Origin of the sequence: Mesorhizobium sp. B1-1-1, from assembly GCF_006442955.1 — a bacterium.
Lineage (GTDB): Bacteria > Pseudomonadota > Alphaproteobacteria > Rhizobiales > Rhizobiaceae > Mesorhizobium.
This window is the reverse complement of the sequence record NZ_VFWW01000011.1, coordinates 53,608-79,621: the sequence shown is the minus strand read 5'-3', so window position 1 is coordinate 79,621 and position 26,014 is coordinate 53,608. Positions and strand designations below refer to the sequence as shown.

Below are 26,014 nucleotides of genomic sequence, written 5' to 3'. Positions count from 1 at the left end.
TGGCAGCTCAGCATGGCATCACAACCTGAAATCAATTGAGGTGCCGAGTCCGGCGTTGCGGGCGGAGATATAGACAAGATTGGCAAGCTCGATGTCTTGCGCGGGAACGCCGAGAGACCGGAAAAGCGTGATCTGATCGTCGCCAGTGCGGCCGGGTTTCGCACCTGCCAGCACGTCGCCGACCTCGCCACGGATATGATCGACGCCGATCACGCCGGTTTCAATCGCCTCGATCAGTTCTCCCGCGGCCGTCAGCGCCATAGGCAGGTAGTCGACCCAGATCTGCGCTCTGCGCACACAGTCGAGGTCGAGCTCGCGGCATGAAGCGACGCTCGCCCCGACCGCATTGATATGGACACCAGGCGGAAGCCATTCGCCGCACAGCACCGGCTTTTCGGAAGATGTCGTGGTGCAGATGATGTCGGCCTCGCGAACGGCCTCGCCAGGGTCGCGATGTGCCTTCGCCTGGAATCCGGCGGCTGACTGCTCCTCGGCGAAGTGCTGCGCCTTTGCAAAGTCGCGACCCCAAACATGGATCGCATGGATCGGCCGGACGTCCGCAATAGCCGCGACATGCCGGCGCGCTTGCTCGCCATATCCGAACAGTGTCAGCGTGGTGCTGTCTTCGCGCGAAAGTGCCCTCGTCGCGACAGCACTGGCCGCCGCGGTCCGCCAAGCCGTAAGCTCTCCCCCGTCGATCAAGGCTACAGGCCGTCCATGATCCTTGTCGAACAGGAAGACACCGCCGCGATGAGACGCGAACCCATGCGCGAAATTGTCAGGAAACACGGAAAGCACCTTCGCCCCGAACAGCGGCCGGTCATCCAGCGCAGCATACATAAGCGACAGACAACTCCCGGCCGCACCCGGCAGCTCAAGTGTGCGCCTGATCTGCTGGCGCGCCATGCCGCTCGATGTTTTGCGCAGTGCGGCCTCGGTCGCTTCAAGAGCCAGGGATAGGCTCAAAATGTCCCGGATCGCGTTCTTGTCGATCAGGAGGAATTCCGGCTCGCCACTCACCGTGCAGTCTCTTCCATTCCGCGATCCCCGATGCGCCGATAAGCGTAGCATTGCTCTCGCAAACGGTTGCGCCCGAATTTGATAACTTCGCACGAGAAGTTGCCCGTGCGGGCTAATGGGCCGACCTGGGCAGCCGCAGATGGCTGGGACATTGGTTCATAACTTTTGGCCATGAACGGCAGCGACCAGTTCAATTGACCGCAGTTGGCACCCATTGCAATGTTTTCAGGCAACCGAGGATGTTGTGCGGGGTTGCAAACACATCGCAGGCGCCGATCGAATTAAGAAGAGCGGCGTCAGCAGTACTGTCAAGAACTCCAGCAACATCTCTCAACGATATAGCGGCATTTGCATCGATTCGTCTTTCAGAGATTACTCGTATCGGATGACGTCATTAGCCCGGGAATTTTTGGAGGTCATCTTTATGCGTGTCGTGGTCATTGGTTCCGGTATCGTCGGCAGTTCCGCCGCCTATGAATGCGCCAAGGCGGGAGCAAGCGTCGTCGTGCTGGAGGCCGGACGGATAGCAGGCGGCACGTCGGCGGTAAGCTTTGCCTGGACAAATGCGACGACCAAGCAGCCCCGGCCGTATTTCGATCTGAACGTCTCGGGAATGCGCGCCCATCTTGAACTCAAGCGCGACTTCGGCGTCGCTCCCTGGTTCACCCAGACCGGCAGTTTCGATTGGCGAACAGTGCCGGAGTCGATGGACGATTATTTCGAGAACTTCAGGCAGATGAAGGAATGGGGCTACGGCGTCGAGTGGATCGACAAGAAGCGCGTCGCCGAGATGGAGCCCGATATCGATGTCTCTGCCTTCGGTGATTGTCCAATCTCCTACTATCCGGAAGAAGGCTGGGTCGATCCGGTGCTCTACTCGGCCTGGCTTTTGCGGGCGGCGAAGGAGCGCTGGGGAGCACAGGTCAGACTCGGTTCCCGCGTGACCGAGATCGAGACCGAAAGCGGGCGCGTACGGGCAGTTCGGACGGCGAACGGAGACCGACACCCTGCGGATGCCGTCGTGAGCTGCACCGGCGGCTGCTCTAGTGAGAGGCTCGGCGATGCCCAGGGTATTCCACTTTCCTCGACCATAGGCGTGCTCGCCTTCACCCCGCCGGTGGCCTTGACGCTCCGCAGCCAGCTGCATGCCGACGATCTGGATATCCGTCCCGACGGAGCGGGCCGCATCATGATCCATAAGGTCTCGGTGGACATGACCCTGGAGAAGCCGGAGGTGCTCAGCCCTGCCGGGAACGAGGCGGCGACGCTCCTGGATGCGGCGACCAAGGTCCTGTCTTCGCTCCGCGACGCAGGTGTGGAAGCCATTCGCACGACGGTCCGGCCGTTCCCGGAGGACGGCTACACCTGTGCCGGCGCCATGCCGGATATCGTCGGCCACTACATGGCCGTAACGCACAGTGGTGTGACCATCGGCCCGCAATTGGGCAAGGTGGTCGCCGACGAAGTCGTGCGCGGCAAAATCCATGACGAAATGGAAACGTTTCGTCCGCAACGCTTCTTCCAGGCCCACGCCCAGCGCTCCGCTGTCGCGCACGTCTGATCCCGCTCAGCAGACCGCTGGATTGCGTACGGCGGCCTGCTTTTGACCAACGCAACCAGGGGCCTCCGCCATGGGGAACATCGAACGATTCGACAAGAACGAACGGCTTAGCCGTATCGTCGTTCACAACGGCACGGCCTATCTCTCGGGCTTGACGGCCGATGACAAGAAAACCGGCACGTCTGACCAGACGAAGGAGATATTGGAAAAGGCGGATCGCCTTCTGGCGAGCGTCGGTTCGGATAGATCGAAGCTGCTGTTCGCGCAGATCTGGTTGAGGGATGTCGAAGACTTCGACGCGATGAACAAGGCTTGGGTCACATGGCTCGACGGCGTGGAGCCACCGGCACGCGCCACGGTCGGGGCGAGCTTCGCCTTGCCCGAGATCCGTGTCGAGATCCAGCTTACCGCAGCGATTTGACACGTCGCCCGCCACGTCCAGGCCAGCGAGTCCAATCAGATTCGTCAGGGACATGCTTGCGCACCGGCCTTCGCGGCGCGATAGATGCGGCGGTTTGGGGAGGAATCATGCGAAAAGTCCTGGCATCGGCATTGCTGCTGGCGGCTGCGGCGTTCGCGACCGGCGCTCATGCGCTGGACAGCAGCGGCACACCCGTCGTCGTGACACCCCTCGCCTCGCGCACGACCACCGCTTCCGGCCAGCCGATCACGCTGCCGCAGAAGAACGTGCAGGTGCTGGTGTCGACCTACGACATAGCGCCGGGCGCGACCTTGCCGGTGCACAAGCATCCGTTCCCGCGCTACGCCTATGTCGAGGCCGGCACGTTGAAGGTCACCAATGTCGAGACCGGCAACAGCAACACCTACAAGACTGGCGATTTCATCATCGAGATGATCGGGCAGTGGCATCAGGCCACCAATATCGGTGAAGGCCCGGTCAAGCTGCTGGTGATCGACCAGGTCGAGGAAGGCACCAAGAACACGGTTTTGCGCCAGTAAGCCACCGCTGCTCCGGCTCCTCGAACTGTCTCGCCACGGGAGCGCGCCGCGTTAAGCGTTGGCCCAGCTCTTCACATCCGGTTCCGCACGACCGGGCTGACGATGCTACGCCGGTTGCCCGCCTTACCGGCGGAACCGGATTCCCCCCGTTGGGTTTTTCGCGAAATCCCTTTGCTTGGTGAATGCCTTTTCCTGGAGCAAACTCCCTGCCGGGGCTCAAGGAGCAGAAATGAGAGCACGAACAGCGACGGTCGGCGATCTGGAAGACGTGTTTCGCCATTTGTCCAAGCGGATGTCCGACGAATACATCGCCGCGGGCAAGGACAGCAAGGTCGCCTACGACAATCTGATGATGAACCTGAAGGAGGGCCGCGCCCATGCCCTTGTCGACAGCGACGGGACCGTAGCAATCGTCGCCTGGCACGAGCATGGCGACGCCGCGGACACGCTGTTCGCGGCGCGCGAGGGCTTTTTCAGGGCCGCGACCGTGCGTTTCTGCAGGCGGCATATCAGGCAGATCCAGGCGCTCGCCGGCAATCTCCCTATTCACTCCCGCAGTTGGCTCACGGGACCGGAAATCGCAAAATGGTTTCGCACCATCGGCTATGTCGAACGCGGCGAGGAAAATGGCGCCAAACTGTTCGAATTGCCGCCGGCCGCGACCCGGCCGGGCTAGGCAAGCAGGTTTGGTGCACCGCGAGTCCAGCCGCCATTGCACCGTGGCACGGCTCGCCTTCGCGCGGCCTTAGCCCCAGGCGCCGACCATTTGGCGTGTCGTGGCGTTCAGCCGGTTGAAGGCGTTGATCACGGCGATCTGGATGACGAGCCCGGCAAGCGCCTTTTCGTCATAGTGCCGGGCGGCCTCGTCCCATACCTCGTCCGTCACGGCATCCGTTCTGTCGGCCAGCCTTGTGCCGGCTTCGGCAAGGGCAAGCGCGGCGCGTTCGGCATCGGTGAAGTACGGCGTCTCCCGCCAGGCCGACAAGGCAAAGATGCGTTCGTCCTTCTCGCCAGCCTTCTTGAGTTCGCGCGCATGCATGTCGACGCAAACCGAGCAGCCATTGATCTGGCTGGCGCGCAGATGGACGAGCTTGCGCGTCACATAGGGCAAATCGGCCGCCTCGGTCGACTTGTCCAGCGCCAGCAGCGCCTGCAGGGCGCCGGGGATGAGCATCACGGGGTTCTTGAGCCTGGCTTCCATGGTGTTTCTCCGTTTGAAAAGTTTGGTCAGGGCGCGGTTTGCCATGCCCGGGAGCGGCGCATCCGGGAGACTTGTTGTGGTTCGCCGGCCATGGCGACCGGTCGGTCGAGGAGAGTCGGCGCTCAGCCTTGCTTCGCAGCCACCTGCTCAAGTCGCTCAAGAATACGCGGCCAGCCGCTTCCCATGCCGACATATCCACGCTCGTCGGCCGGCCGGAACCCCGAGTGCTCCATCCGCACCCGGGTCGCCGCGCCCTCAGGCGTGAGCGACCAGGTCACCACGGTTTTCAGTCCGCTGTCGGATTCGCTTCCGTCGCCCCAGCTATAGGCAAGCAGGCGTGGCGCCTCGACTTTCAGCACGACGCAGTTCGTCACCCCGGACCAGCCCGGTACCGGTGAAGCGCGGAACGTGAAGCGATGCCCCTCTTGCGGCGCGAAGTCATTCTGCATGAGCCATTCTGCGACGAGTTCGGGCACTGTCAGCGCACGCCATATCTTCTCCGCCGAATGCGGAATCAGCCGTTCAACGACGATCGATTTGGTCTGTGTCATGCCGTGCTCCTCTTAGTCGTCGTCGAGCCACCGCTCGCGATCAATAACTCGATGGCTATGGGTTAACTCATAACCATGTAGTTATAAGACTGTCAAGCAGGGAAATGCCCCCTGGTCCAATGCGCCGTGCCGTTCCTGCTTTCGCGCCCGCCGCGCGGGTGCTACGGGCTTCTCACAACATCATGGACAGGATCACACCTTGACTGAAGAAGCCCGCCCGCCGCTGATCGAAATCTGTGTCGAGGGCATTGATGGCCTTCTGGCCGCACAGGCCGGCGGCGCCGACAGGGTCGAACTGTGCGCCAGCCTCGTCGAAGGCGGCATCACGCCGAGCTTGGGAACCGTGCGCGCCGCGCTCGACCAGGCGATTGTGCCGTTCCATGTCATGGTGCGGCCGCGTGGCGGCGATTTTCTCTACAGCGAAACCGAGTACCGTTCGATGCTGGCCGACGTAGCCGCCCTGCGCGACCTCGGCGTGCCCGGCGTGGTGTTCGGCTGCCTCACCGCCGAAGGCACCATCGACGAGCGCCGCATGAGCGAACTGACGGAGGCCGCCGGCGGCCTTAACGTCACGTGTCACCGCGCTTTCGACATGACGCGCGACCCGGCCGAGGCGTTGGAAGCGCTGATCCGCTGCAAGGTCGGCCGCGTGCTGACCAGCGGCCAACGCGACACGGCGATGGAGGGCCTGTCGCTGTTGGCGGACCTGGTGCGACAGGGGGGCGACCGCATCGTCATTCTCGGCTGCGGCGGGCTCGATCTCGGCAACATTGCCGAGGTGCGGCAAAGGACTGGACTGTCCGAAATGCATTTCGCCGCCCTCAAGGACGTGCCCAGCGCCATGCGCTACCGCAATCCCAAGGTCGGCATGGGCGGCTCCGACCTCGACCGCGAGTATCGCAATACGCTAACCGATACGCCGCTTGTGGCAGCGACGATCGCGGCGGCCAAGGCATGACCGCTCTCTCCCCGATCAGCCGTGTCTCGCAAAGCGACGAAGCGGCCATACTCGCGCTCAACAACGAGCATGCCGCCGAATTGTCCTGGCTTGAGCCCGAGCGCCTGTCCTTCCTGCTTGGCGAGGCGTTCTATGCGCGCCGCATCGGCGCGCTCGAAGCCTTCATCATGACCTTCGATCAGGGGGCCCGGTACGACAGTCCGAATTTTCTCTGGTTTCGCGAACGCTACGAGCGCTTCGTCTATGTCGATCGCGTCGTGGTGGCCGCGCAAGCTCGTGGCCGCGGCCATGCCCGCCTGCTCTACCAGGACCTGTTCGAGCACGCCACGCGCGCCGGCCACGCACTGGTCACATGCGAGGTCAATGCCGACCCGCCCAACCCGGCTTCGGACGCCTTCCATGCCGCGCTCGGCTTCACCGAGGTCGGCGACGCGGTGATCCACGGCGGCAAGAAGGCGGTGCGCTACTACGTCAGGCGGATCATCGCCTGAGCGCTGCTCCTTTCCAGGTCTCTGCCGCTACTGGAACAACGCCGCTGCACTGACCAGCGTCGTCCAGAACCCCCACAACAGCGGGATGCCGACCAGCAGCCAGGCAAGGACCAATTTGACAGAATTGCTGTTGTCTTGCGCCATGATCACTCTCCTTACGCTGCAGCCGGTTCGGCCTTCATGTGGAACCGTGCATCCACCGGCCGCATCATCAGGTTGAGCAGGAAACCGACGACGAGCAGGCCGGCCATAATGTACATGGTGACCGTGTAGGCATCGGCCTTCGCTACTCCTGCATCGATCTGGTACTGCCTGATGTAGTTGACCAGGACCGGCCCCAGCACGCCCGCCACCGACCACGCCGTCAGCAGGCGGCCATGGATGGCACCGACATACCGCACGCCGAAGACATCGCGCAGATAGGCCGGAATGGTGGAAAAGCCGCCGCCATACATGCTCAAGATGATGCCATAGAACAGCACGAACAGGAACACGTTGCCCGACTGGCCCGTCCACGGCACCACCGCATAAAGGATCACGCCCAGCACGAAGAAGACCGCGTAGGTCGTCTTGCGGCCGATATAGTCGCTGGTCGACGCCCAGAAGAAGCGGCCGAGCATGTTGAAGATCGATAGCAGGCCGACGAAGCCGGCGGCGGCGGCCGGCGTGATGCGTCCCGGGAACATCTCCTGGCTCATGGCGGAGGCTTGGCCGAGGACGCCGATGCCGGCCGTCACGTTGAGGCACAGCACGCCCCACAACAGCCAGAACTGCGGTGTCTTCAACGCGTCGTCGAGATGGACGTTGGCGGTTGTCACCATCGTGTTTTGTGTCGTCGGCGGCGTCCAGCCGGCCGGACGCCAGCCATCGGGCGGCACCCTGACGATGACAGCGCCGATCAGCATGAAGATGAAGTAGACAATGCCCAGCACGATGAAGGTTTCGGCGACACCGATATGCTGCGGGGTCGAAAACAGCTTCAGCAGATAGACCGAAAGCGGCGAAGCGATGAAGGCTCCGCCGCCAAACCCCATGATCGCCATGCCGGTCGCCATGCCCGGCCGGTCGGGAAACCAGGTGATCAGCGTCTTGACCGGCGAGATGTAGCCGAGCCCGAGGCCGATGCCGCCCAGGACGCCGTAGCCGAGATAGATGATCCACAGTTGATGCAAGGTGACGCCGAGCGCCGACACGATGAAACCGCCGCCGAAACAGCAGGCGGCCGCGACCATCGCCTTGCGCGGGCCGACGCGATCCAGCCAACCGCCGCCGAAGGCTGCCGCGAGGCCAAGAAACAGGATCGCGATCGAAAAAATCCAGCCGAGTCCGGTCAGCTTCCAGTCGTCGGGCGCCGAATCGGTGATACCGATCAGTTTCGACATCGGCAGGTTAAAGACGCTGAACGCGTAGGCCTGACCGATGCAAAGATGAATGCACAACGCCGCCGGCGGCACCATCCATCTGCTGAAACCGGGCTCGGCGATCGTGCGCGAGCGATCGAGCCAGCCGCCAGCGTTTTCCCTGGTCGTTGCCATTCCATCCTCCCATGCAATGCTCCGATTCGAATAAACTAGGCGGAGCACGGGGCGGGACAACAAGGAATAGCTGCCATAATACCAATGTCTAAGGACATTGGGCTATCCGGCAAGCAGATCGCCAGGTAACCCCTGGCTATATTAGGACGAACTTACCAAACAAGCTGCCGGACAGGCGGCATCGAGCGAGGCTGACCTTGGCCGCTAGGCAACGCAAGGGAGGGACACTGCGGCGTCACTCACCAGTTGCGGTTCAGCCACTCACGCGACGGCCGCTCGATGACATAATAGCTGCAGAGCGCGCAGGCAAAGACCCCAGCCAGCATCAGCCATGGGTCGCTGCCTCGCTCATAGACGAATTTATAGAATGGCTGCTGCCACAGATAGAGCGAATAGGACCATAGACCCAGCGTCGCCATAGGCCAGGACGACAGCAGTCCAGAAAACAATCTCGTGCTGAAATCGAGAGCGTTGACGGCAAGCGCCAGGAGCGGCACGGCGACCAGATAGTGGATCGGGGTTGGTACCGGGTCCATGAACAGAAGCACCGCCGCGATGGCCGCCGCCACCGCCACATAAGGGCCCTTCAACAGGGCCGGCAGCTTGCCGTCGGTCTTCAGCAGGCAGATGGCGGCCGACAGCAGGATCGACGCAATATGCACGTCGGTGCGCCAGTATGTGGTCTCGTAGTCCATGTGCAGGAACCAGTACGAAACCGCACCGTTTGCCATGGCCAGCACCGCCAGCACCAGGAGCAGCGGGATGACGCGGCTACGGCTTGCGACAAGTGCGCTGATCGCTGCCAGGATGATGTAGGCATGCTCTTCGACACAGAGCGACCAGATGTGGTCGAGCGCGCCGGCGCGGTTCACGAGAATTCCGGCATAGTTGTAGGTGAATGTCAGCGCCGTCAGCGCCGCCTTCCATTTGAAGGCGACGAACGTGCCCGACAACGCAATCATCGAAACGATCACGAACACCAGCAGCGCGGGATAGATGCGGGAGAAGCGGCGCTTGAAGAATTTCTTCAGCGGGTAGCGCTCGACGAACAGGATCTCGGCCATCAGCCGGCCGCTGAGCACGAAGAAGAATTCGACGCCCAGTACGCCGAGATTGATCCCTGCAACGGGAAAGAAATGGCCGATAAGCACCAGCGCGATCGAAAGTCCGCGCCAGCCGTCGAGATAGGCCAGTCTTGTCCTGGCGGATCTGTCGGCGACGGATCTTGGCGGCACAACATGCGTCGCGGAGATGTCGGTCATGCCGCTCCCTTCGCATTGAAACATGCGAATAGGGTCGCAGGTCGTGATGAACACTCCGAACCCGGCTCGCGTTTGATCGCCGGCATAGTGCAGTGCAATATTGCTTTGTGCAAGTGCGAGATTGCCACAATGCGCCCGTCTGCGGAAAAGGGGCGAGAAGTCCCTCTCCTGCCTGACAGGAGCAGGAAGGAATCAGGCGTTGGCGGCGGCCACCGCGCGCTTGGCCATGACCGCGACCAGATTGGCACGGTAGTCGGCGGAAGCGTGGATATCGCTCATCAGCTTGGTCGCCGGCACCTTGACGCCGTCGAGCGCCGAAGCCACGAAGTCCTTCGCGAGCGCGGCCTCGATCTCCTTCGAGCGGAAGACGCCATCGTCGCCGGCCCCGGTCACGGCCACCCTGACGCCGTCCTCACCCTTGGCCACGAACACGCCGACAATGGCGTAGCGGGAGGACGGATTGCGGAATTTTTTATAGGCTGCCTTTGCCGGCGCGGTGAAGGTGACGGCCGTGAGGATTTCGCCGTCCTCCAGCGCCGTCTCGAACAGGCCCACGAAGAACTTGTCGGCCGCGATCTGGCGCGTGTTGGTAATGATGGTGGCATTTAGCGCCAGCATGGCCGCTGGATAATCGGCCGCAGGGTCGTTGTTGGCGATCGAGCCGCCAATCGTGCCCCTATAGCGCACTGCCGGATCGCCGATCAGCGATGCCAGATGCGCGAGCGCCGGGCAGGCCTGTTTCAACTTGTCGTCGCTGGCAACATCGAAATGCGTGGTGGCGGCGCCGATCGTGACCGTCCTGCCGGACACTGTCACCCCTTGCAACTCCTTGATCCGCGACAGGTCGACGACATCGGAGGGGGCCGCCAGCCGCGTCTTCATGGCCGGGATCAGGGTCATGCCGCCCGACAGCAACTTGGCGTCGCCGCCCGTGACGAGCTTCGCGGCATCGGCGACTGAGGCGGCGCGGTGGTAATTGACTGCGTACATTTGGAGGCTCTCCCTGGTGAAGAGTGGATAGTCAGTAGTCAGTAGTGATTAGTGAGTAGGCATTGGTCGGTAATGTGGTGAATAGCGGGTGATCAATTGCCGCGGCAACCGCGTTTTTGTTCACTACTCACTATTCACTACTCACTCTCCTTTTTTCAGTGCTTCGCCGTCGCACGGATCGCGGCCCACACCGTAGACGGCGAAGCCGGCATGGCGATATCCGCGATTCCTATGGCGTCGGTGATGGCGTTGATCACCGCCGGCGGCGAGCCGATAGCGCCGGCCTCGCCGCAGCCCTTGATGCCGAGCGGATTGCCCGGACACGGCGTGTTCGAGGTCGAGACCTTGAACGAAGGCAGGTCATCCGCACGCGGCATGGTATAGTCCATGTAGCTCGCTGTCAGAAGCTGGCCGTCGGCATCATAGTGGGCGCCTTCGAGCAGTGCCTGGCCGATGCCCTGCGCGATGCCGCCATGCACCTGGCCCTCGACGATCATCGGGTTGATGATGTTGCCGAAATCGTCGGCCGCGACGAACTGGATAATCTCGGTCGTTCCGGTCTCCGGATCGATCTCGACCTCGCAGATGTAGCAGCCGGCCGGAAAGGTGAAATTGGACGGGTCGTAAAACGCCGTCTCCTTCAATCCCGGCTCCATGCCACCGGGCAAATTATGAGCGGTATAGGCCGCCAGCGCCATCTGGAACCACGGCACGTTTTTGTCGGTGCCGGCGACCTTCAGCGTGCCGTTCTCGATGACGATGTCGCCCTCGTCGGCCTCGAGCAGGTGCGCCGCGATCTTCTTGGCCTTGGCCTCGACCTTGTCCAGCGCCTTGGCAATCGCCGACATTCCGACCGCGCCCGAGCGCGAGCCGTAGGTACCCATACCCATCTGCACCTTGTCAGTGTCGCCATGGACGATCGAGACGCTGTCGATCGGCACCCCAAACCGTTCGTTGACCAGTTGCGCGAAGGTCGTCTCATGGCCCTGGCCATGGCTGTGCGAGCCGGTCAGCACCTCGATGGTGCCGGCGGCATTGACGCGCACCTCGGCCGATTCCCAAAGGCCGACGCCGGCGCCGAGCGAGCCCACCGCGGCCGACGGCGCCAGGCCGCATGCTTCGATGTAGCAGCTCATGCCGATGCCGCGCAGCTTGCCGTTCCTGGCGGCCTCCGCCTTGCGTCCGGCAAAGCCGGCATAGTCGGCGGCCTCCATCGCCGCGTCGAGCGAGGCGCCATAGTCGCCGGCGTCATAGTTCATGATGACCGGCGTCTGGTGCGGAAACGTGGTGATGAAGTTGGTCCGCCGAAGCTCCGCCGGCGAGACGCCGAGTTCCCGCGCCGCGGTCTCCATCGTGCGCTCGATGAGATAGGTGGCTTCGGGCCGCCCTGCCCCCCTATAGGCATCGACCGGTGCCGTGTTGGTGTAGACCGTGCGGACATTGGCGTGGATCGCCGGGATATCGTACTGGCCCGACAGCAGCGTCGCGTAGAGATAGGTCGGCACGCAGGACGAGAACAGCGACATGTAGGCGCCGAGATTGGCCAACGTGTCGACCTTGAGGCCGGTGATCCTGTTGTTCTTGTCGAAGGCCATTTCCACTGTCGAGACATGATCGCGGCCATGCGCATCGGAGAGGAAGCTCTCGGTGCGGTCGGCCACCCATTTCACCGGCACGCCGGTTTTCTTGGACGCCCACAGGCAGACGATCTCTTCGGGATAGATATAGATCTTGGAGCCGAAACCGCCGCCGACATCGGGCGCGATGACGCGCAATTTGTTTTCCGGCGCGATGTTGTAGAAGGCGCTCATCACCAGCCGGGCGACATGCGGGTTTTGCGAGGTCGTCCAGCAGGTATAGTGGTCTTCCGCCCTGTCGTAGTGGCCCAGCGCTGCCCGCGGCTCCATGGCGTTGGGCACCAGCCGGTTGTTGACGATTTTCATGCGGGTGACGTGGGAAGCCGCCTTGATCGCCGCGTCGGTCGCCTTGGCGTCGCCGATCTCCCAGTCGAAGATCAGGTTGTTTTCGGCTTCCGGATGGAGTTGCGGAGCGCCCTTTTCGAGCGCCTTCGTCGCATCCACCACCGCCTCGAGTTCATTGTAGGTGATCTCGACCGCTTCGGCGGCGTCGCGCGCCTGCCCCTTGGTGTCGGCGACCACGACGACGACTGCATCGCCGACATAGCGAACCTTGTCGAACGCCAGCGGAGACCAGGCTCCCATCTTCATCGGGGAGCCGTCCTTGGAATGGATCATCCAGCCGCAGATGAGATTGCCGATACCATCGGCCTTCAGCTCCTTGCCGGTCAGCACGCCGATGACGCCCGGCATGGCTTGAGCCTTGTCGACGTCGATCTTCACGATCTGGGCATGCGCGTGCGGGCTGCGCACGAAGGCCGCATGCTTCATGCCGGGCACCACCATGTCGTCGACATAGCGACCGGCGCCGGTGATGAACCGCTTGTCTTCTTTGCGCGCCACGCTAGCGCCAACACCTTCAATGCCCATCAGAAATTCCTCCCGAAATAGTGAGTAGGAAGTAGTGAGTGGTGGAGATCGGCGCCGGTTCGTACCGACTACTCACTACTCAACTTTTCTCACGCCGCTTGCCTGACCTTGCCGCTCATCCCCTCCGATGCGGCGAGGATCGCCTTGACGATGTTGTGGTAGCCGGTGCAGCGACAGATGTTGCCCTCGAGCTCTGCGCGCACCGTCGCTTCGTCGAGGCCTTCGGGGTGGCGCTTGATCATGTCGGTCGCCGTCATGATCATGCCCGGCGTGCAGAAGCCGCATTGCAGTCCGTGATGCTCCTTGAACGCCGTCTGCACGGGATGCAGGTCGGCACCATTGGCAAGCCCCTCGATCGTCACCACGCTCGATCCGGACGCCTGCACCGCGAGCATCGTGCAGGATTTCACCGCCTTGCCGTCGACATGGACGACGCAGGCGCCGCATTGCGAGGTGTCGCAACCGACATGGGTACCGGTGAGACCGAGATTCTCCCGCAAGAAGTGAACCAGCAGCGTCCGGTCCTCGGCCGCACCGCGGACCTGTTTTCCGTTCACCATCAACGAAACGTCCGACATGAATCCTCCCTGGGTATCACCTTGGTCATCACGCTGCCGACGCGGTGTTGGCTTCGGCCATGCGTTATTCGTACACCGCACAAGCCGTAAAAAACAGCGCAGCGCAAAGCCGGATCATTGTACTTTCGGCCATGGCAGGGCGAAACACGCATTGCCCTCGCCCCATTGCCAAAATGCCGATTGGCGGCAACAATGGCTTTCGACGTTGGCGCGCAAGAAGCACATAAACAGCCGCGCACAGGCAGCGTCGGAGGAAATGCGGGAGAACGTCGCTGACCGTTTCACGGACGCGCTACGCATGCGGTTTGTCGGCGCTGACCACGGACGAGCCCGACCCGGACGTCTTCGCACGCGCGGTGGCGGCGGAGGCGGCCGCCATCGAGGCCGGCTTCGCCCTGTTGTTCTTTTCCCAGCGCCTTGTCGAGGCCGGCGCCCTTTCGCGCGCAATCGCGGCTCATGCGCCGGCGCTCCACTACGCCGGCTGCTCGACCGCCGGCGAAATCACGCCGCAGGGCCTCGAGGAGGGCCATATCCTCGCCATGCTGCTCCCTTCGGCGTCGTTTACCGCGGTCAGCACCACGGTCGACAACCTGTCGTCATCGGGCTTGGACAGGGTCACTGGTGATGTCGAGGATCTGCGGCGCACGCTGTATGGGCGCATCGGCGGCGAGCGGGCTGGGAACACCTTCGCGCTCTGTTTCATCGACGGACTGTCCTATGCCGAGGAAGCGGTGAGTTCGGCCATCCATTGGGGCCTCGATGACATACCACTGCTCGGCGGTTCCGCCGGTGACGACCTGAAATTCGAGACGACGAGCCTGATCTCCAACGGCAAGGTCACCTCCGACAGCGCCATCATCGTGCTGGTCGCCACGGAAATCCCTTTCCATGTCTTCAAGACCGACAATTTCGTTCCCACCGACGAAAAGCTGGTGGTCACCGCCTCCGATCCCGATCACCGCATCGTGCGCGAGTTCAATGCCACCAATGCGGCCGAGGAATATGCCGCTTCGGTCGGCATCGTCGCGCAGACGCTGACACCGCTGAGCTTCGCCTCGCATCCGGTGGTGGTGAAGGTAGGCGGTGAATATTACTGCCGCTCCATCCAGAAGATGCATGCGGACGGCTCGCTGTCGTTCTTCTGCGCCATCGACGATGGTGTCGTGCTGTCGATCGCCCAACCCAAGGACATGGTGGAATCGACCCGCGCGGCTCTGCTCGACGTCGAGGCGAGGCTTGGCGGCATCGATATGATCATCGGCTTCGACTGTGTCCTGCGCCGGCTGGATGCGCGCAACCGCCAGGTCTTTCGCGAGATTTCCGAACTCTACCGGGTCAACAACGTCATCGGCTTCGGCACCTATGGCGAACAATACCGGTCGATGCATCTCAACCAGACCTTCACCGGCATCGCCTTCGGCGAGCGCCCGGCCGCCGAGTGAGCGCTGCCGTGCCCCTCAAGGACATAGACGATCCCGACAGGCTGAAGAAGATCAACGCCGCGCTGGTCAGCCGCGTCGAGCGCTCGATGGACCAGCAAGGCAACGCCTTCTCGCTGTTCCAGACCGCGATCTCACTGGAAAGCAGGGTACGCGCCCGCACCGAGGAACTGCACTCGACCTTGCGGCGGCTGGAACAATCGAACATCGACCTCAGCGCCGCCAAGGAAAATGCCGAGCAGGCGAACCTGTCCAAGACCCGCTTTCTCGCGGCGGCCAGCCACGACGTGCTGCAGCCGTTGAATGCGGCGCATCTGTCCGTCTCCGCCCTTGCCGAAGTGCAGACCAGCGACGAGGGCCGGAAACTGGTACGGCAGGTCGAGCGCTCGCTGGAGACGATGGAGGACCTGCTGCGCACGCTGCTCGACATCTCCAAGCTCGATGCGGGTGTGGTCCAGCCCGACATTGGCGACGTCAGCCTGGAGGCGCTGTTCTCGTCGCTGCGGTCGGATTTCCAGCCTGTGGCCGAACTGAAGGGCCTGTCGCTGAAATTCCGCGCCGTCAACGCAGTGGTTCGCTCCGATCGCACGCTGCTGCGCCGCATCCTGCAGAACATCCTCTCCAATGCGCTGGGCTACACCCGCTCGGGCGGTGTCCTTGTCGGCACCAGGCACCGCGGCGATGCCATCCGCATCGATGTCGCCGACACCGGCTGCGGCATTCCCGACGACCAGCGCGAGGCGGTGTTCGAGGAATTTCATCGCGGCATCATGCCTGCCAATGCCGAACTCGCCGGCGGCGGCCTCGGCCTTGGGCTGGCCATCGTGCGGCGCATCGCCGGCGCGCTCGGCCATCCCGTGACGTTTTCCTCGAAGGTCGGTCGCGGCACGATTTTTCACATCGATGTCCCCGTCGGCATCGGTGCCACGGCGGACGCCGTCGCCAGCGCTGCAAGCCTGGAGCGGCCGCGCGGCTACGGCTTGTTCGGCACCAAGGTTCTGCTGGTCGAGAACGATGTCGAGGTGCTGCAGGCGATGACCTCGTTGCTCGAACGCTGGCAATGCCTGGTGCGCGCCGCGACCTCGACCGACGACGCGCTCGACATGCTCGGCGACACGGACTGGGTGCCCGACATCGTCATAGCCGACCAGCATCTCGACGGCGGCGATCTCGGCACCGCCACCATATCGAAGGTCCGCCGCTATCTCGGCCGCGCGGTGCCGGCGCTGATCGTCACCGCCGACAGTTCCGAAGCCGTCGCCAAGGCGGCGCGGGCCGGCGGCATCGAGTTGATGCGCAAGCCGCTCAAGCCCGCGCAACTAAGGGCGCTGCTGGCACATCTGCTGGCTTAGACCTGCCCCTCAAAACCCCGCCTGATCCCTGAAAAGCTCCGCATTATCAAGCTTCGAAACCTCGATCACCGCTTGCGTGCGGCTGTAGACGTTGAGCTTGCGCAGGATCTCCGAGACGTGCGCCTTGACTGTGGTCTCGCCCACTTGCAGCTCATAGGCGATCTGCTTGTTGAGCAGGCCCTGGCGTAGCATCTGCAACACGCGCAACTGCTGCGGCGTCAATGTCGAAAGGCGCTGCACCATGTCGGCACGGTCGGTGCTGTCGGCGTCGGGCGGGCGGCCCTCATAAGTTTCCGGAACATAGATGGCACCTTCCATCACCGAGCGTATGGCGTTGGCCAGATCGCTCTTGCGCGCCGATTTCGGGATGAAGCCGGCAGCACCGTAGGACAGCGCCTCGGAGATGATCTTGGGCTCCTCGTATCCGGACACGATGACCACGGGCAGGCGCGGATAGCGGGTCCGAAGCTGCAGCAACCCCTCGAATCCGTGCACGCCGGGCATGCTGAGATCGAGCAGGGCAAGGTCGAACGGCTTTGTCCCGGCCAGCAGGTCGAGTGCTTCGGCGATCGACCGCGCCTCCACCGTGTCGACCTCCGGATAGGCCATCTGAACGGCGCTGTGCAGCGCCTCGCGAAACAGCGGATGATCGTCGATGATCAGGAACCGGGCGCTGTCAGTGGCTGCTGTCATGTGGCTCGTTTCGGTTTGCCGGCCGCAGCATAATCCCGCGACCATGGCCGACTTATTGGCAAATAGTCTATCCCAACGGAGGATGCATCGCCGCGAAAGTGATGGAAACTCCGGATTCCTTATACGGGCCGGCAAGCCAATGCTTTATGAAAAGCGACGCCTTGCCCGACCCCTTAATTCGGCCGAAGGTGCCCGCGACCCCGACATCCAACAGCAGAGACAGACCATGACCGCCTTTGTCCTCCCCGCTCCGCCAACGCCCTCGGTCGCGGTGGCCGGCTCGAACGAACGATTTGCGGTGCGCCGCATCTTTTGCGTCGGGCGCAACTACGCCGCGCATATCAGGGAGTTCGGCAATGACGAGCGCGATCCACCCTTCTTCTTCACCAAGCCCGCCGATGCGGTGGCCGACTCCGGCGCCACGATCCCCTACCCGCCGCTGACGACCAACCTGCACCATGAGATCGAACTGGTGGCCGCGATCGGCAAGCCGGGCTTCCGCATCCCGCGCGCCCAGGCGCTGGATCATGTCTGGGGCTATGCCGTCGGCATCGACCTCACCCGCCGCGATCTCCAGGACGAAGCCAAGAAAGCGGCGCGGCCCTGGGACTGGTCGAAGGCTTTCGACCGCTCCGCGCCGTGCGGTCCTCTGGTTCCCGCGCAAAAATCCGGCCATCCGAGCCAAGGCCGTATCTGGCTGGCCGTCGACGGCAAGGTCCGGCAGGACGCCGACCTCGCCGAGTTGATCTGGCCGATCTCCGACATCGTCTCGATCTGCAGCGAAGGCATGGAATTGCAGCCAGGCGACCTCATCTTCACCGGCACGCCGGCCGGCGTCGGCGCGGTCAACCCTGGGGAGACGATGACCGGCGGCGTCGACGGCATCGGCACGATCGAAGTGACCATCGGCCAGCCAAATCGGTGAGTGCATGAGCGACATCGTCCTTCACAACTACTACCGCTCCTCCACCTCCTACAGGGTGCGGATTGCGCTGGAGATGAAGGGGCTGACCTATGACTACGTGCCGCATCACCTGCGCCATGGCGAGCATCTCGAACCGGCCTATCTCGCGGTCAACCCGCAGGGCCTAGTGCCGGCGCTGATCCTGGGCGACGGCACCCTGCTGACGCAATCGCTGGCGATCATCGAATTTCTCGACGAGACGACGCCCGAACCGCCTCTGCTGCCGAAGGACGCAGTTGGGCGCGCCCGTGTCAGGATGCTGGCGCAGATGATTGCCTGCGATATCCATCCGGTGAACAATCTGCGTATCCTGACCGCGCTGCGAACCCTGTTCGGCGCCGGCGACGAGGATGTCGCCAAGTGGTTCCGGCACTGGGTCAAAGAGGGTTTCAAGCCACTCGAAGACCTGTTGATGGCTTCGCCCGAGACCGGCACCTTCTGCCACGGCGACACGCCGGGGCTGGCCGATATCTGCCTGGCGGCACAAGTCACCAGCAATGCCCGTTTCGGCGTCGATATGGCGCCCTACCCGACGATCTCGCGCATCAACGCCGCTTGCATGGCCCTGCCGGCCTTTCAGAACGCCGCGCCGCAAAACCAGATCGATGCCGAGTAACCTTTTCGGCGACGCGCAGCGTCGCCATCGGCGTATGCCCAAACGGCCGGCTTGTCTGGCGGAATCGATTTCCGCTTGACCGGCCAGGGAATCGGCTATCGTTTCCCGAAGTGCGCGCAAGGTGGAGTTGCCGATGAAAGCCGTCGTCTTCGAAAAATTCGGCGAGGCGCCGACGATCCAGACCGTTCCCGATCCGAAGCCGGCGCCGGACGGCGTCGTCATCAAGGTCGAGGCGACAGGCCTGTGCCGCAGCGATTGGCACGGCTGGATGGGCCATGACGCCGATATCCGCTTGCCGCATGTCCCCGGTCACGAGCTGGCCGGCGTCGTGGTAGCCGCCGGCAAGCAGGTGACCCGCTGGAAGGCTGGCGAGCGCGTCACCGTCCCGTTCGCCGTCGGCTGCGGCCATTGTTTCGAATGCACGTCCGGCAATCACCAGGTCTGCGAGCACCAGTCCCAGCCGGGCTTCAACGCCTGGGGCTCGTTCGCCGAATATGTCGCCATCGAGCACGCCGACACCAACCTCGTGCGCCTGCCCGACGAGATGGAATTCGCCACTGCCGCCAGCCTCGGCTGTCGCTTCGTCACCTCGTTCCGCGCCATCGTCGACCAGGGCCGGGTGAGGCCGGGCGAATGGGTGGCGGTGCATGGCTGCGGCGGCGTCGGCCTGTCGGCGATCATGATCGCCAGCGCCATGGGTGCCAATGTCATCGCCATCGACCTCACCGAAGAGAAGCTGGACTTTGCCAGGAAGATCGGCGCGGTGGCGACCATCAACGCGGCGACGACCCCGAACGTCGTCAAGGCGGTCAAGCAGATCACCAATGGCGGCGTGCATATGTCCATGGATGCACTCGGTCATCCCACGACCTCGTTCAATTCGATCGCCAATCTGCGCCGGCGCGGCCGCCATGTGCAGGTCGGCCTGATGCTGGGCGATCACGCCCGCCCGCAGGTTCCGATGGACAAGGTGATCGCGTTCGAGCTCGAAATCCTCGGCAGCCACGGCATGCAGGCCTACCGCTACCCCGCGATGATGGAGATGATCCGCACCGGCAAGCTGAAACCCGAGCTTCTGGTCGGCAAGAAGATCAGCCTTGAGGAAGCGCCGGCTGCACTGATGGCGATGGGCGGCTTCGAAGGCATCGGCATCGGTGTGGTGACGAAGTTTTAGCCAGCGGCGCCGGTTGCGGGCCGTGGCAAATCCCGCCTGGCAAACTTTTTGGCGCCGAATACGCACAGCACCACGCCGAGCGTGATGACGACCATCAGGGGGCTGACCTGTTCATGCAGCAGGGACGCCGCCAGGGCGAGGCCAAAGAAGGGCTGCAGCAGTTGCAACTGCCCCACGGCGGCGATGCCGCCTTGCGCGAGGCCGCGATACCAGAACACGAAGCCGATCAGCATGCTGAACAGCGAGACATAGGCAAGCCCGATCCATGCATTGGTCCCGACCGTGGCGAAGGACGGTGGCAAGGTGACCAGGGTCACCACCAGCATGACCGGCAGTGACAGCACCAGCGCCCAGCAGATCACCTGCCAACCGCCCAGCCTGCGCGACAGCGCGGCGCCTTCTGCGTAGCCCAGGCCGCAAACGACGATTGCGGCGAGCATCAGTGCATCGCCAACCGGCGAGGCCGTCACGCCTTGCGCAAGGGCAAACCCGCCCACCAGCGCGCTGCCGAGGCATGAGAACAGCCAGAAGGCCGGTCTCGGCCTCTCGCCCCCGCGCAGCACGCCGAAGATCGCGGTCGCCAGCGGCAGCAGGCCGACGAAGATGATGGAATGAGCAGAGGTGACATGCTTCAGCGCCAAGGCTGTCAGCAAGGGAAAGCCGACCACCACACCCAACGCGACGATGACAAGCGACATCAGGTCATGACGCTCCGGGCGCTTCTCGCGGAAGACGAGCAGCAGCGCGAGGCCAAGCAAAGCTGCTATCACCGCGCGCGCCGACGTCAGGAATGTCGGATCGAGATCCATCACCGCCACGCGCGTTGCCGGCAAGGAGCCGCTGAAAATCAACACGCCGATGAATCCGCTCACCCAGCCGCTCGTCGTCTTGTCCATTGCAGGCACTCCATCCGTTGCGCCCTCTATCGGGCCCATACCCATGGCGTCACCAGAGACAATGCAGTACAATTCAACAAAACTGTAATGGTTTGCCGGAAGGTACAGATGAACGTATCAGCGAGATTCGACAACAGCGGAACCCTTGTCGAAGGCGTCATGTCCACCATCCGCCAGCGAATTGCCGCGCGCAGCCTCACGCCCGGCGCCCGATTGCCCTCGATCCGCGCCTTCGCCAAATCCATGCAGGTTTCCAAATCGACAGTGGTCGAGGCCTATGAGCGACTGGCGGCGGAAGGCGCGATCCGTTCCCGGCCAGGCTCCGGCTTCTATGCCGCCGGATCGCTGGCGCCGCTGTCGCTGGCCGAGATCGGCCCCCGACTCGATCGCGCCGTCGATCCGCTCTGGGTTTCGCGGCAGTCGCTGGAAGCGGGCGATGAGATGCTGAAGCCCGGCTGCGGCTGGCTGCCCGCCTCGTGGATGCCGCAGGCAGCGCTACGTCGCGCGCTGCGCAACGTGGCGCGCGCCGATGATGTGGCCCTTGCCGACTACGGCACGCCGCTCGGGCTGCCGCCGCTGCGTCAATTGCTGGCGCGGCGCATGGCCACGCATGGCATCGAGGCTTCACCCGAACAGATCATGCTGACGGAATCGGGCACGCAGGCCATCGATCTCCTGTGCCGGTTCCTGCTCGAACCCGGCGATACAGTGCTGGTCGACGATCCCTGCTATTTCAATTTCCACGCACTGTTGCGTGCCCATCAGGCCAAGGTCGTCAGCGTCCCCTATACGCCATCGGGGCCGGATATCGACTTGTTTGCGCAGGCGCTGGCCGAGCATCGGCCGCGCCTCTACATCACCAACTCCGCCATCCACAACCCGACCGGCGCGATCCTGTCGCCGGTCACCGCGCACCGGCTGCTCAAGCTCGCCGATCAATCGGACCTGACCATCGTCGAGGACGACATCTTCGCCGATTTCGAACACGCTCCTGCCCCAAGGCTCGCGGCTTTCGACGGTCTCGAGCGTGTCGTCCATATCGGTAGTTTCTCCAAGACGCTTTCGGCCTCGATACGCTGCGGCTTCATCGCCGCGCCCCGTGACTGGATGGAAGGGCTGGCCGACCTCAAGATCGCCACCACCTTCGGCGGCGGGCGGCTCGCGGCCGAATTGGTGCTGACCCTGCTCAGGGATGGCAGCTATCGCAAGCACATGGACCTGCTGCGCGCCCGGCTCTCACGCGCCATGATCGAGACAGGCGCTCGGCTGAAGGCGATCGGGATCACGCCCTGGATCGAGCAGCCCGCCGGTCTGTTCCTCTGGTGCAGTCTGCCGGATGCAGTGGACGCAGCCGAGATTGCCCGCCGCGCGCTTGCGGCCAATGTCGTGCTGGCGCCCGGGAACGCGTTCAGCCTGTCGCGATCAGCCAGCCGATTCCTGCGCTTCAACGTTGCACAATGCGAAGACGAGCGGATTTTCAAGGTGCTGGAGGCAGCCATGCCGCGCTGACGGCTGCGGCGCGGCTTGCGCGATCAGGACTTCACGCAAATGTCGCGCACGCAACTCCGCAGCCAGCGCTGCGCCGGATCGGCATCGAGCCGCGGATGCCAGAGCATGGAAATGGTGACCGCCGGAATGTCGACCGGCAGGGAAAAAGTCTGCATGCCGGCGCGCGCGCCTTGCGTATGCCGCTCGGGCACGCTGGCGATCAACTCCGAGGCGCGCGCCATCGCGAGCGCGGCCGAAAAACCGGAAGCCATGCACACGACCATTCGTTGCAATCCGAGCCGGCTCAAGGCCTCGTCGACCGGCCCCCTTTCGCGGCCCCGCCGCGAAACATTGATGTGGCGGCCGGCCGCATAGCGTTCCGGCGTCATCGCGCCCTGGCCCAGCGGATGGCCGCTGCGCACCGCGCAGACGAAACGGTCGCGAAAAAGCGCCTGGATGTGCACCTCCGGCCCGGTCTCGCCGGCCACACCTACTTCCAGGTCGATCGCCGCTTCGCGCAGTGACGCCATGTCCTTGTCCGACTTCGGCGCGAAACGCAGCCGCACGCCCGGCGCATCGGCCTGGATGCGGGCGATCAGGCGCGGCCCGAACTCCTCGACGAAGCTTTCATTGGTGCGCAGCGTGAAGGTCCTCTCCAGGCCCGGCAGATCAAGCAGCCTCGCCGGGCGCAGCAGCGTTTCAGCATCCTGAACCACACGGCCGACCTGCTGGCGCAGTTCCTGCGCGCGTGGCGTTGGAACAAGGCCGCGACCGGCCCGCACCAGCAGCGGATCTCCCGTCGCCGCGCGCAACCGCGCCAGCGTGCGGCTCATCGCCGAGGGGCTGAGCCGTAATCGCGTCGCCGCACGCGCCACGCTGCCTTCGTCCAGCAGGACATCGAGGGCGACGAGCAGGTTGAGATCGGGCGGCGACATGGTTCGATCCTAGCACGAAATCCGCTGATGTGGCGTGCAACGCACGAATAGAATGCAAATGCTGCGCGTTCCGCCACATCCTGCAAACGATTAGATCTTCGAAGCTTCGACCTGAAGCCGACAAAGGGAGATCGCCGTGGCAGTCACTGAGCAACATCGCAACGAGCACGCATCGGTCGCACAGAAAATCCCATCGGCTGGATGGGCGCTGGCGAGCCTGTCGCTGGCCACGCTGCTGTCGTCGCTCGGCACCAGCATCGCCAGCGTCGGCCTTCCCTCGCTGATGCAGGCATTCGATGCCTCGTTCCAACAGGTGCAATGGGTCGTGATTGCCTATCTGCTCGCCATCACCATCCTGATCGTCGGTGCCGGGCGCCTCGCCGACATGCTCGGCCGGCGGCCGCTGCTGCTTTTCGGCATCGCGCTGTTCACATCGGCGTCGGTGCTCTGCGGCCTCTCGCCCGCTTTGTGGCTGCTGATCGCGGCGCGGGCGGTGCAAGGGCTTGGCGCGGCGCTGATGATGGCGCTGACATTGGCCGCTGTCGCCGAGACGGTGAGCAAGGCCAGGACCGGCAGCGCCATGGGCCTGCTCGGCGCCATGTCTGCCATCGGCACCACGCTCGGCCCCTCCATGGGCGGCCTGCTGATCGCCGCTCTCGGCTGGCGTTCGATTTTCCTGGTCAACGTGCCGCTCGGCATCCTGACCTTTGCAATGGCCTGGCGTGCTTTGCCTGCCGGCAACCGGACGGTGCGGACCGGCCAAGCCGGCTTCGATGGTTTGGGCACGGGCCTGCTGGCCCTGGCATTGGCGGCTTACGCATTGGCGATGACACTGGGTAGAGGCAGTTTCGGCCCCATCAACATCGGCCTGCTGGTCGCGGCTGGCATCGGCATCTTCCTGTTCGCCACGGCGCAAAGGATGGCGAAAAACCCATTGGTCGAGCTTTCCGCCTTCCGCGATCTCTCACTGAGCACCAGCCTTGCCATGAACCTGATCGTCGCCACGGTGATGATGGCGACCTTGGTGGTCGCGCCGTTCTATCTCTCGCGCGGGCTCGGACTGGACGCGGCAAACGCCGGACTGGTGCTCTCGACAGGCCCGCTGGTTTCGGCGCTGTCGGCGTTGCTTGCCGGACGCCTTGCCGATCGCTTCGGAGCCAAAAGGATGATGGTCGCGGGCCTGCTCGGCCTTGCCACGGGCACGTTCCTCCTGTCCCTGGCGATAACGACACTCGGCATCGCCAGCTATGTCGTCCCCATCACCGTGACCTGCTTCGGCTATGCCCTGTTCCAGACAGCGAACAACGCCGCCGTCATGAGCAGCGTCGGCGGCGGTCAACGCGGCGTCATCTCCGGCCTGCTCAATCTGTCGCGCAACCTTGGCCTCATCACGGGCGCCTCCGTGATGGGCGCCCTATTCGCCGCCGCATCGGCCGGAGGACGCGAAGCCGGCGGCCAAGGCATGCTGACGTCAGCGGCGGCGGCCAGCGGAATGCAGGTGACCTTCCAGACGGCAACGGCACTGGCGGTGGCGGCGCTGGCGCTCAGCCTTTTGCCGAGCCGGCGGGCGGAGAATGCCTGACGAAGATCAATTCAGGGGCTTGGGCGAATGCCGCTCAGGCCCCTGCCCGCTTGCGGCGCTCATAGAGCATGACCAGCGTCTCGGCCGTCAGCGCCGGCTTTTCCTCGCCCTCGATCTCGACGGTGTTGGCGGCCTTCATCAGGTATTGGCCCGGCCCCCTGTCCTCCATGGACAGCAGCGTGGTGCGCAGCCGGATGCGTGCGCCCACCTTGACCGGCGCCAGGAAACGCACCTTGTCGAAGCCGTAATTGAAGGCGGCCTGCGTGTTCTCGGGCACGATTCCCATGCCGAGCGCCAGCGCGCCGATGATCGACAGCGTCAGATAGCCATGGGCGATCGTCGTGCGGAACGGGCTTTGCCGCCGCGCCCGTTCGGGGTCGACATGGATCCATTGATGATCGCCGGTGCATTCGGCGAACTGGTTGATACGGTTCTGGTCGACTGTCGTCCATTCCGAGACGCCAAGCTCCTGCCCGGACATCGTCCTCAACTGCTCGTAGGTCGGCGGCGTCTTAGGCCGTATTTCGGTCATTCCTGTTTTCCCGATAGTTTCCAACGCTTCCGGACCACGAACCGGCGGCCTCTGTCAATTCGCCCTGCATGATTCGGTCCCCTTGGGATCGATGCGAATCCTGGCATCACTCTACGTCAAGCCGTGTTCGCCCGGCCTTGGCATTTGAGGGTACCCATGGTGTAAAGGCATAGCGGCCGATGAAAGAGCATCCGAACAAACTTCGCCTGGCGCAGGGTTGGCAGGCAACCGGTCTTTGTCACGCAAGCTACTTCTTTTCGTAGCCGGCGCGGATTTCCTCCATCGCCTCTTTGATGCGCATGCGCAGGATGTCGACCGATTCGGTGCCGGATTTCCTGACCAGCTCGGCCACTTCGCTGGCATTCTTCAACGTAGTCTCGAAGGATTTCCTGGCGAACTCAGTCTGTTTGGCCATCAGGTCCTGCGGCGTGCCGGGCGCTCTGTAGCCTTGCGTCATGTCGGCAATTTCGCGCAGCGTGTCCTGCAGCATCTCGCGTTGCCTGGAGAACAGCGACGACGCGCCGGCGGCACTTGCCCGCGCCGATTTCTCCAGTGCTTCAAGGTTCTTGCGGTGGTGCGCGAGGATCGCCTCGACATCGACATTGGGCAGTTTCAGGTCACGGCCGAACCGGCCGAACATGTCCGTGAAGGAATCGGAATCCGGTTGTTTGGCCATGCTCATCTGCTCCCCTGTTGCCGCGACTGCTGATGCCCGTCCATGAGAATAGG

26 protein-coding genes are annotated in these 26,014 nt (G+C 63.5%); 13 read left to right on the top strand and 13 right to left on the bottom strand.

What is annotated here, in order from left to right; all coding sequences use genetic code 11:
• Positions 1-18: 18 nt before the first annotated feature.
• Positions 19-1,113: an ornithine cyclodeaminase family protein gene (locus tag FJ986_RS22920; protein WP_140675776.1), complete on the bottom strand. Its 1,095-nt coding sequence runs from the start codon at positions 1,111-1,113 to the stop codon at positions 19-21.
• 121 nt (positions 1,114-1,234) lie between these two features.
• Between FJ986_RS22920 and FJ986_RS22915 the strand changes: the two genes are divergently transcribed.
• The 4 genes from FJ986_RS22915 to FJ986_RS22900 all read left to right on the top strand — a co-directional run bounded on the left by FJ986_RS22915 (position 1,235) and on the right by FJ986_RS22900 (position 4,217).
• Positions 1,235-2,581, top strand: coding sequence for an FAD-dependent oxidoreductase (locus FJ986_RS22915; protein ID WP_246681818.1), 1,347 nt, complete (start codon positions 1,235-1,237; stop codon positions 2,579-2,581).
• A 70-nt stretch (positions 2,582-2,651) separates the two neighbouring features.
• Positions 2,652-3,002 carry a RidA family protein gene (locus FJ986_RS22910; protein ID WP_140517162.1) on the top strand — a complete coding sequence of 117 codons (351 nt, stop codon included), beginning with the start codon at positions 2,652-2,654 and terminating at the stop codon, positions 3,000-3,002.
• A 107-nt stretch (positions 3,003-3,109) separates the two neighbouring features.
• Positions 3,110-3,541: a cupin domain-containing protein gene (locus FJ986_RS22905; RefSeq protein ID WP_140495738.1), complete on the top strand. Its 432-nt coding sequence runs from the start codon at positions 3,110-3,112 to the stop codon at positions 3,539-3,541.
• 229 nt (positions 3,542-3,770) lie between these two features.
• Complete coding sequence (locus tag FJ986_RS22900) at positions 3,771-4,217, top strand: hypothetical protein (protein ID WP_140495737.1); 447 nt, start codon at positions 3,771-3,773, stop codon at positions 4,215-4,217.
• 69 nt (positions 4,218-4,286) lie between these two features.
• Here the strand turns inward: FJ986_RS22900 and FJ986_RS22895 are convergent, their stop codons facing one another.
• A complete protein-coding gene (locus tag FJ986_RS22895) occupies positions 4,287-4,742 on the bottom strand; it encodes a carboxymuconolactone decarboxylase family protein (protein WP_140495736.1) in 456 nt (151 codons plus the stop codon).
• Positions 4,743-4,864: 122 nt separating this feature from the next.
• Positions 4,865-5,293: an SRPBCC domain-containing protein gene (locus tag FJ986_RS22885; RefSeq protein WP_140495735.1), complete on the bottom strand. Its 429-nt coding sequence runs from the start codon at positions 5,291-5,293 to the stop codon at positions 4,865-4,867.
• 199 nt (positions 5,294-5,492) lie between these two features.
• On the opposite strand from FJ986_RS22885, the gene FJ986_RS22880 reads away from it, so the two are divergent.
• A complete protein-coding gene (locus tag FJ986_RS22880; protein WP_140521048.1) occupies positions 5,493-6,251 on the top strand; it encodes a copper homeostasis protein CutC in 759 nt (252 codons plus the stop codon).
• Complete coding sequence (locus FJ986_RS22875) at positions 6,248-6,742, top strand: GNAT family N-acetyltransferase (RefSeq protein ID WP_140521049.1); 495 nt, start codon at positions 6,248-6,250, stop codon at positions 6,740-6,742. The genes FJ986_RS22880 and FJ986_RS22875 overlap by 4 nt, the downstream gene beginning before the upstream one ends.
• Before the next feature lie 155 nt (positions 6,743-6,897).
• On the opposite strand, the gene FJ986_RS22865 is transcribed toward FJ986_RS22875, so the two are convergent.
• The 5 genes from FJ986_RS22865 to FJ986_RS22845 form a co-directional block, all read right to left on the bottom strand.
• A complete protein-coding gene (locus FJ986_RS22865; RefSeq protein WP_140675773.1) occupies positions 6,898-8,277 on the bottom strand; it encodes an OFA family MFS transporter in 1,380 nt (459 codons plus the stop codon).
• Positions 8,278-8,516: 239 nt separating this feature from the next.
• A complete protein-coding gene (locus FJ986_RS22860; protein WP_140517169.1) occupies positions 8,517-9,539 on the bottom strand; it encodes an acyltransferase in 1,023 nt (340 codons plus the stop codon).
• A gap of 192 nt (positions 9,540-9,731) precedes the next feature.
• Positions 9,732-10,529, bottom strand: coding sequence for a xanthine dehydrogenase family protein subunit M (locus tag FJ986_RS22855; protein ID WP_140675770.1), 798 nt, complete (start codon positions 10,527-10,529; stop codon positions 9,732-9,734).
• Positions 10,530-10,684: 155 nt separating this feature from the next.
• Positions 10,685-13,036, bottom strand: coding sequence for a xanthine dehydrogenase family protein molybdopterin-binding subunit (locus tag FJ986_RS22850; protein WP_140675768.1), 2,352 nt, complete (start codon positions 13,034-13,036; stop codon positions 10,685-10,687).
• 89 nt (positions 13,037-13,125) lie between these two features.
• A complete protein-coding gene (locus FJ986_RS22845) occupies positions 13,126-13,614 on the bottom strand; it encodes a (2Fe-2S)-binding protein (RefSeq protein ID WP_140495727.1) in 489 nt (162 codons plus the stop codon).
• Between the two features lie 305 nt (positions 13,615-13,919).
• On the opposite strand from FJ986_RS22845, the gene FJ986_RS22840 reads away from it, so the two are divergent.
• Both FJ986_RS22840 and FJ986_RS22835 read left to right on the top strand, forming a co-directional pair.
• Entirely contained in the window at positions 13,920-15,056 is a 1,137-nt protein-coding gene (locus FJ986_RS22840) for an FIST signal transduction protein (protein ID WP_140675765.1), read from the top strand.
• 8 nt (positions 15,057-15,064) lie between these two features.
• Positions 15,065-16,405, top strand: a complete 1,341-nt coding sequence (locus tag FJ986_RS22835; protein ID WP_140495725.1) for a hybrid sensor histidine kinase/response regulator — start codon at positions 15,065-15,067, stop codon at positions 16,403-16,405.
• 9 nt (positions 16,406-16,414) lie between these two features.
• On the opposite strand, the gene FJ986_RS22830 is transcribed toward FJ986_RS22835, so the two are convergent.
• A complete protein-coding gene (locus FJ986_RS22830; protein ID WP_140495724.1) occupies positions 16,415-17,098 on the bottom strand; it encodes a response regulator transcription factor in 684 nt (227 codons plus the stop codon).
• Between the two features lie 226 nt (positions 17,099-17,324).
• Between FJ986_RS22830 and FJ986_RS22825 the strand changes: the two genes are divergently transcribed.
• The 3 genes from FJ986_RS22825 to FJ986_RS22815 all read left to right on the top strand — a co-directional run bounded on the left by FJ986_RS22825 (position 17,325) and on the right by FJ986_RS22815 (position 19,852).
• Positions 17,325-18,023 (top strand): fumarylacetoacetate hydrolase family protein, encoded by a 699-nt coding sequence (locus tag FJ986_RS22825; RefSeq protein WP_140517182.1) that lies wholly within the window; start codon positions 17,325-17,327, stop codon positions 18,021-18,023.
• A 4-nt stretch (positions 18,024-18,027) separates the two neighbouring features.
• Entirely contained in the window at positions 18,028-18,678 is a 651-nt protein-coding gene (maiA, locus tag FJ986_RS22820) for a maleylacetoacetate isomerase (RefSeq protein ID WP_140517184.1), read from the top strand.
• Between the two features lie 133 nt (positions 18,679-18,811).
• A complete protein-coding gene (locus tag FJ986_RS22815) occupies positions 18,812-19,852 on the top strand; it encodes a zinc-dependent alcohol dehydrogenase family protein (protein WP_140517186.1) in 1,041 nt (346 codons plus the stop codon).
• Here the strand turns inward: FJ986_RS22815 and FJ986_RS22810 are convergent.
• Positions 19,849-20,748 (bottom strand): DMT family transporter, encoded by a 900-nt coding sequence (locus FJ986_RS22810; protein ID WP_140555108.1) that lies wholly within the window; start codon positions 20,746-20,748, stop codon positions 19,849-19,851. The genes FJ986_RS22815 and FJ986_RS22810 overlap by 4 nt on opposite strands.
• A gap of 108 nt (positions 20,749-20,856) precedes the next feature.
• On the opposite strand from FJ986_RS22810, the gene FJ986_RS22805 reads away from it, so the two are divergent.
• A complete protein-coding gene (locus FJ986_RS22805; protein ID WP_140631149.1) occupies positions 20,857-22,257 on the top strand; it encodes a PLP-dependent aminotransferase family protein in 1,401 nt (466 codons plus the stop codon).
• 23 nt (positions 22,258-22,280) lie between these two features.
• Here the strand turns inward: FJ986_RS22805 and FJ986_RS22800 are convergent, their stop codons facing one another.
• Positions 22,281-23,171, bottom strand: a complete 891-nt coding sequence (locus FJ986_RS22800; RefSeq protein WP_140675763.1) for a LysR family transcriptional regulator — start codon at positions 23,169-23,171, stop codon at positions 22,281-22,283.
• A gap of 136 nt (positions 23,172-23,307) precedes the next feature.
• Here FJ986_RS22800 and FJ986_RS22795 point away from each other — a divergent pair, with 136 nt between their 5' ends.
• Positions 23,308-24,753: an MFS transporter gene (locus FJ986_RS22795; protein ID WP_140675760.1), complete on the top strand. Its 1,446-nt coding sequence runs from the start codon at positions 23,308-23,310 to the stop codon at positions 24,751-24,753.
• Positions 24,754-24,787: 34 nt separating this feature from the next.
• Here FJ986_RS22795 and FJ986_RS22790 read toward each other — a convergent pair whose 3' ends face one another.
• Together FJ986_RS22790 and FJ986_RS22785 are read right to left on the bottom strand one after the other, a co-directional pair.
• Positions 24,788-25,285 carry a MaoC family dehydratase gene (locus FJ986_RS22790; RefSeq protein ID WP_140495716.1) on the bottom strand — a complete coding sequence of 166 codons (498 nt, stop codon included), beginning with the start codon at positions 25,283-25,285 and terminating at the stop codon, positions 24,788-24,790.
• A gap of 247 nt (positions 25,286-25,532) precedes the next feature.
• Positions 25,533-25,961, bottom strand: a complete 429-nt coding sequence (locus FJ986_RS22785; RefSeq protein WP_140495715.1) for a phasin family protein — start codon at positions 25,959-25,961, stop codon at positions 25,533-25,535.
• Positions 25,962-26,014 lie beyond the last annotated feature (53 nt).

What these genes read in the sequence shown, in the direction of transcription:
- FJ986_RS22910 (WP_140517162.1), top strand. Translation starts at nt 2,652, where the DNA reads ATGGGGAACATCGAACGATTCGACAAGAACGAACGGCTTAGCCGTATC.
- FJ986_RS22905 (WP_140495738.1), top strand. Translation starts at nt 3,110, where the DNA reads ATGCGAAAAGTCCTGGCATCGGCATTGCTGCTGGCGGCTGCGGCGTTC.
- FJ986_RS22900 (WP_140495737.1), top strand. Translation starts at nt 3,771, where the DNA reads ATGAGAGCACGAACAGCGACGGTCGGCGATCTGGAAGACGTGTTTCGC.
- FJ986_RS22895 (WP_140495736.1), bottom strand. Translation starts at nt 4,742, where the DNA reads ATGGAAGCCAGGCTCAAGAACCCCGTGATGCTCATCCCCGGCGCCCTG.
- FJ986_RS22885 (WP_140495735.1), bottom strand. Translation starts at nt 5,293, where the DNA reads ATGACACAGACCAAATCGATCGTCGTTGAACGGCTGATTCCGCATTCG.
- FJ986_RS22875 (WP_140521049.1), top strand. Translation starts at nt 6,248, where the DNA reads ATGACCGCTCTCTCCCCGATCAGCCGTGTCTCGCAAAGCGACGAAGCG.
- FJ986_RS22865 (WP_140675773.1), bottom strand. Translation starts at nt 8,277, where the DNA reads ATGGCAACGACCAGGGAAAACGCTGGCGGCTGGCTCGATCGCTCGCGC.
- FJ986_RS22860 (WP_140517169.1), bottom strand. Translation starts at nt 9,539, where the DNA reads ATGACCGACATCTCCGCGACGCATGTTGTGCCGCCAAGATCCGTCGCC.
- FJ986_RS22855 (WP_140675770.1), bottom strand. Translation starts at nt 10,529, where the DNA reads ATGTACGCAGTCAATTACCACCGCGCCGCCTCAGTCGCCGATGCCGCG.
- FJ986_RS22850 (WP_140675768.1), bottom strand. Translation starts at nt 13,036, where the DNA reads ATGGGCATTGAAGGTGTTGGCGCTAGCGTGGCGCGCAAAGAAGACAAG.
- FJ986_RS22845 (WP_140495727.1), bottom strand. Translation starts at nt 13,614, where the DNA reads ATGTCGGACGTTTCGTTGATGGTGAACGGAAAACAGGTCCGCGGTGCG.
- FJ986_RS22830 (WP_140495724.1), bottom strand. Translation starts at nt 17,098, where the DNA reads ATGACAGCAGCCACTGACAGCGCCCGGTTCCTGATCATCGACGATCAT.
- FJ986_RS22825 (WP_140517182.1), top strand. Translation starts at nt 17,325, where the DNA reads ATGACCGCCTTTGTCCTCCCCGCTCCGCCAACGCCCTCGGTCGCGGTG.
- maiA (WP_140517184.1), top strand. Translation starts at nt 18,028, where the DNA reads ATGAGCGACATCGTCCTTCACAACTACTACCGCTCCTCCACCTCCTAC.
- FJ986_RS22815 (WP_140517186.1), top strand. Translation starts at nt 18,812, where the DNA reads ATGAAAGCCGTCGTCTTCGAAAAATTCGGCGAGGCGCCGACGATCCAG.
- FJ986_RS22810 (WP_140555108.1), bottom strand. Translation starts at nt 20,748, where the DNA reads ATGGACAAGACGACGAGCGGCTGGGTGAGCGGATTCATCGGCGTGTTG.
- FJ986_RS22805 (WP_140631149.1), top strand. Translation starts at nt 20,857, where the DNA reads ATGAACGTATCAGCGAGATTCGACAACAGCGGAACCCTTGTCGAAGGC.
- FJ986_RS22800 (WP_140675763.1), bottom strand. Translation starts at nt 23,171, where the DNA reads ATGTCGCCGCCCGATCTCAACCTGCTCGTCGCCCTCGATGTCCTGCTG.
- FJ986_RS22790 (WP_140495716.1), bottom strand. Translation starts at nt 25,285, where the DNA reads ATGACCGAAATACGGCCTAAGACGCCGCCGACCTACGAGCAGTTGAGG.
- FJ986_RS22785 (WP_140495715.1), bottom strand. Translation starts at nt 25,961, where the DNA reads ATGGCCAAACAACCGGATTCCGATTCCTTCACGGACATGTTCGGCCGG.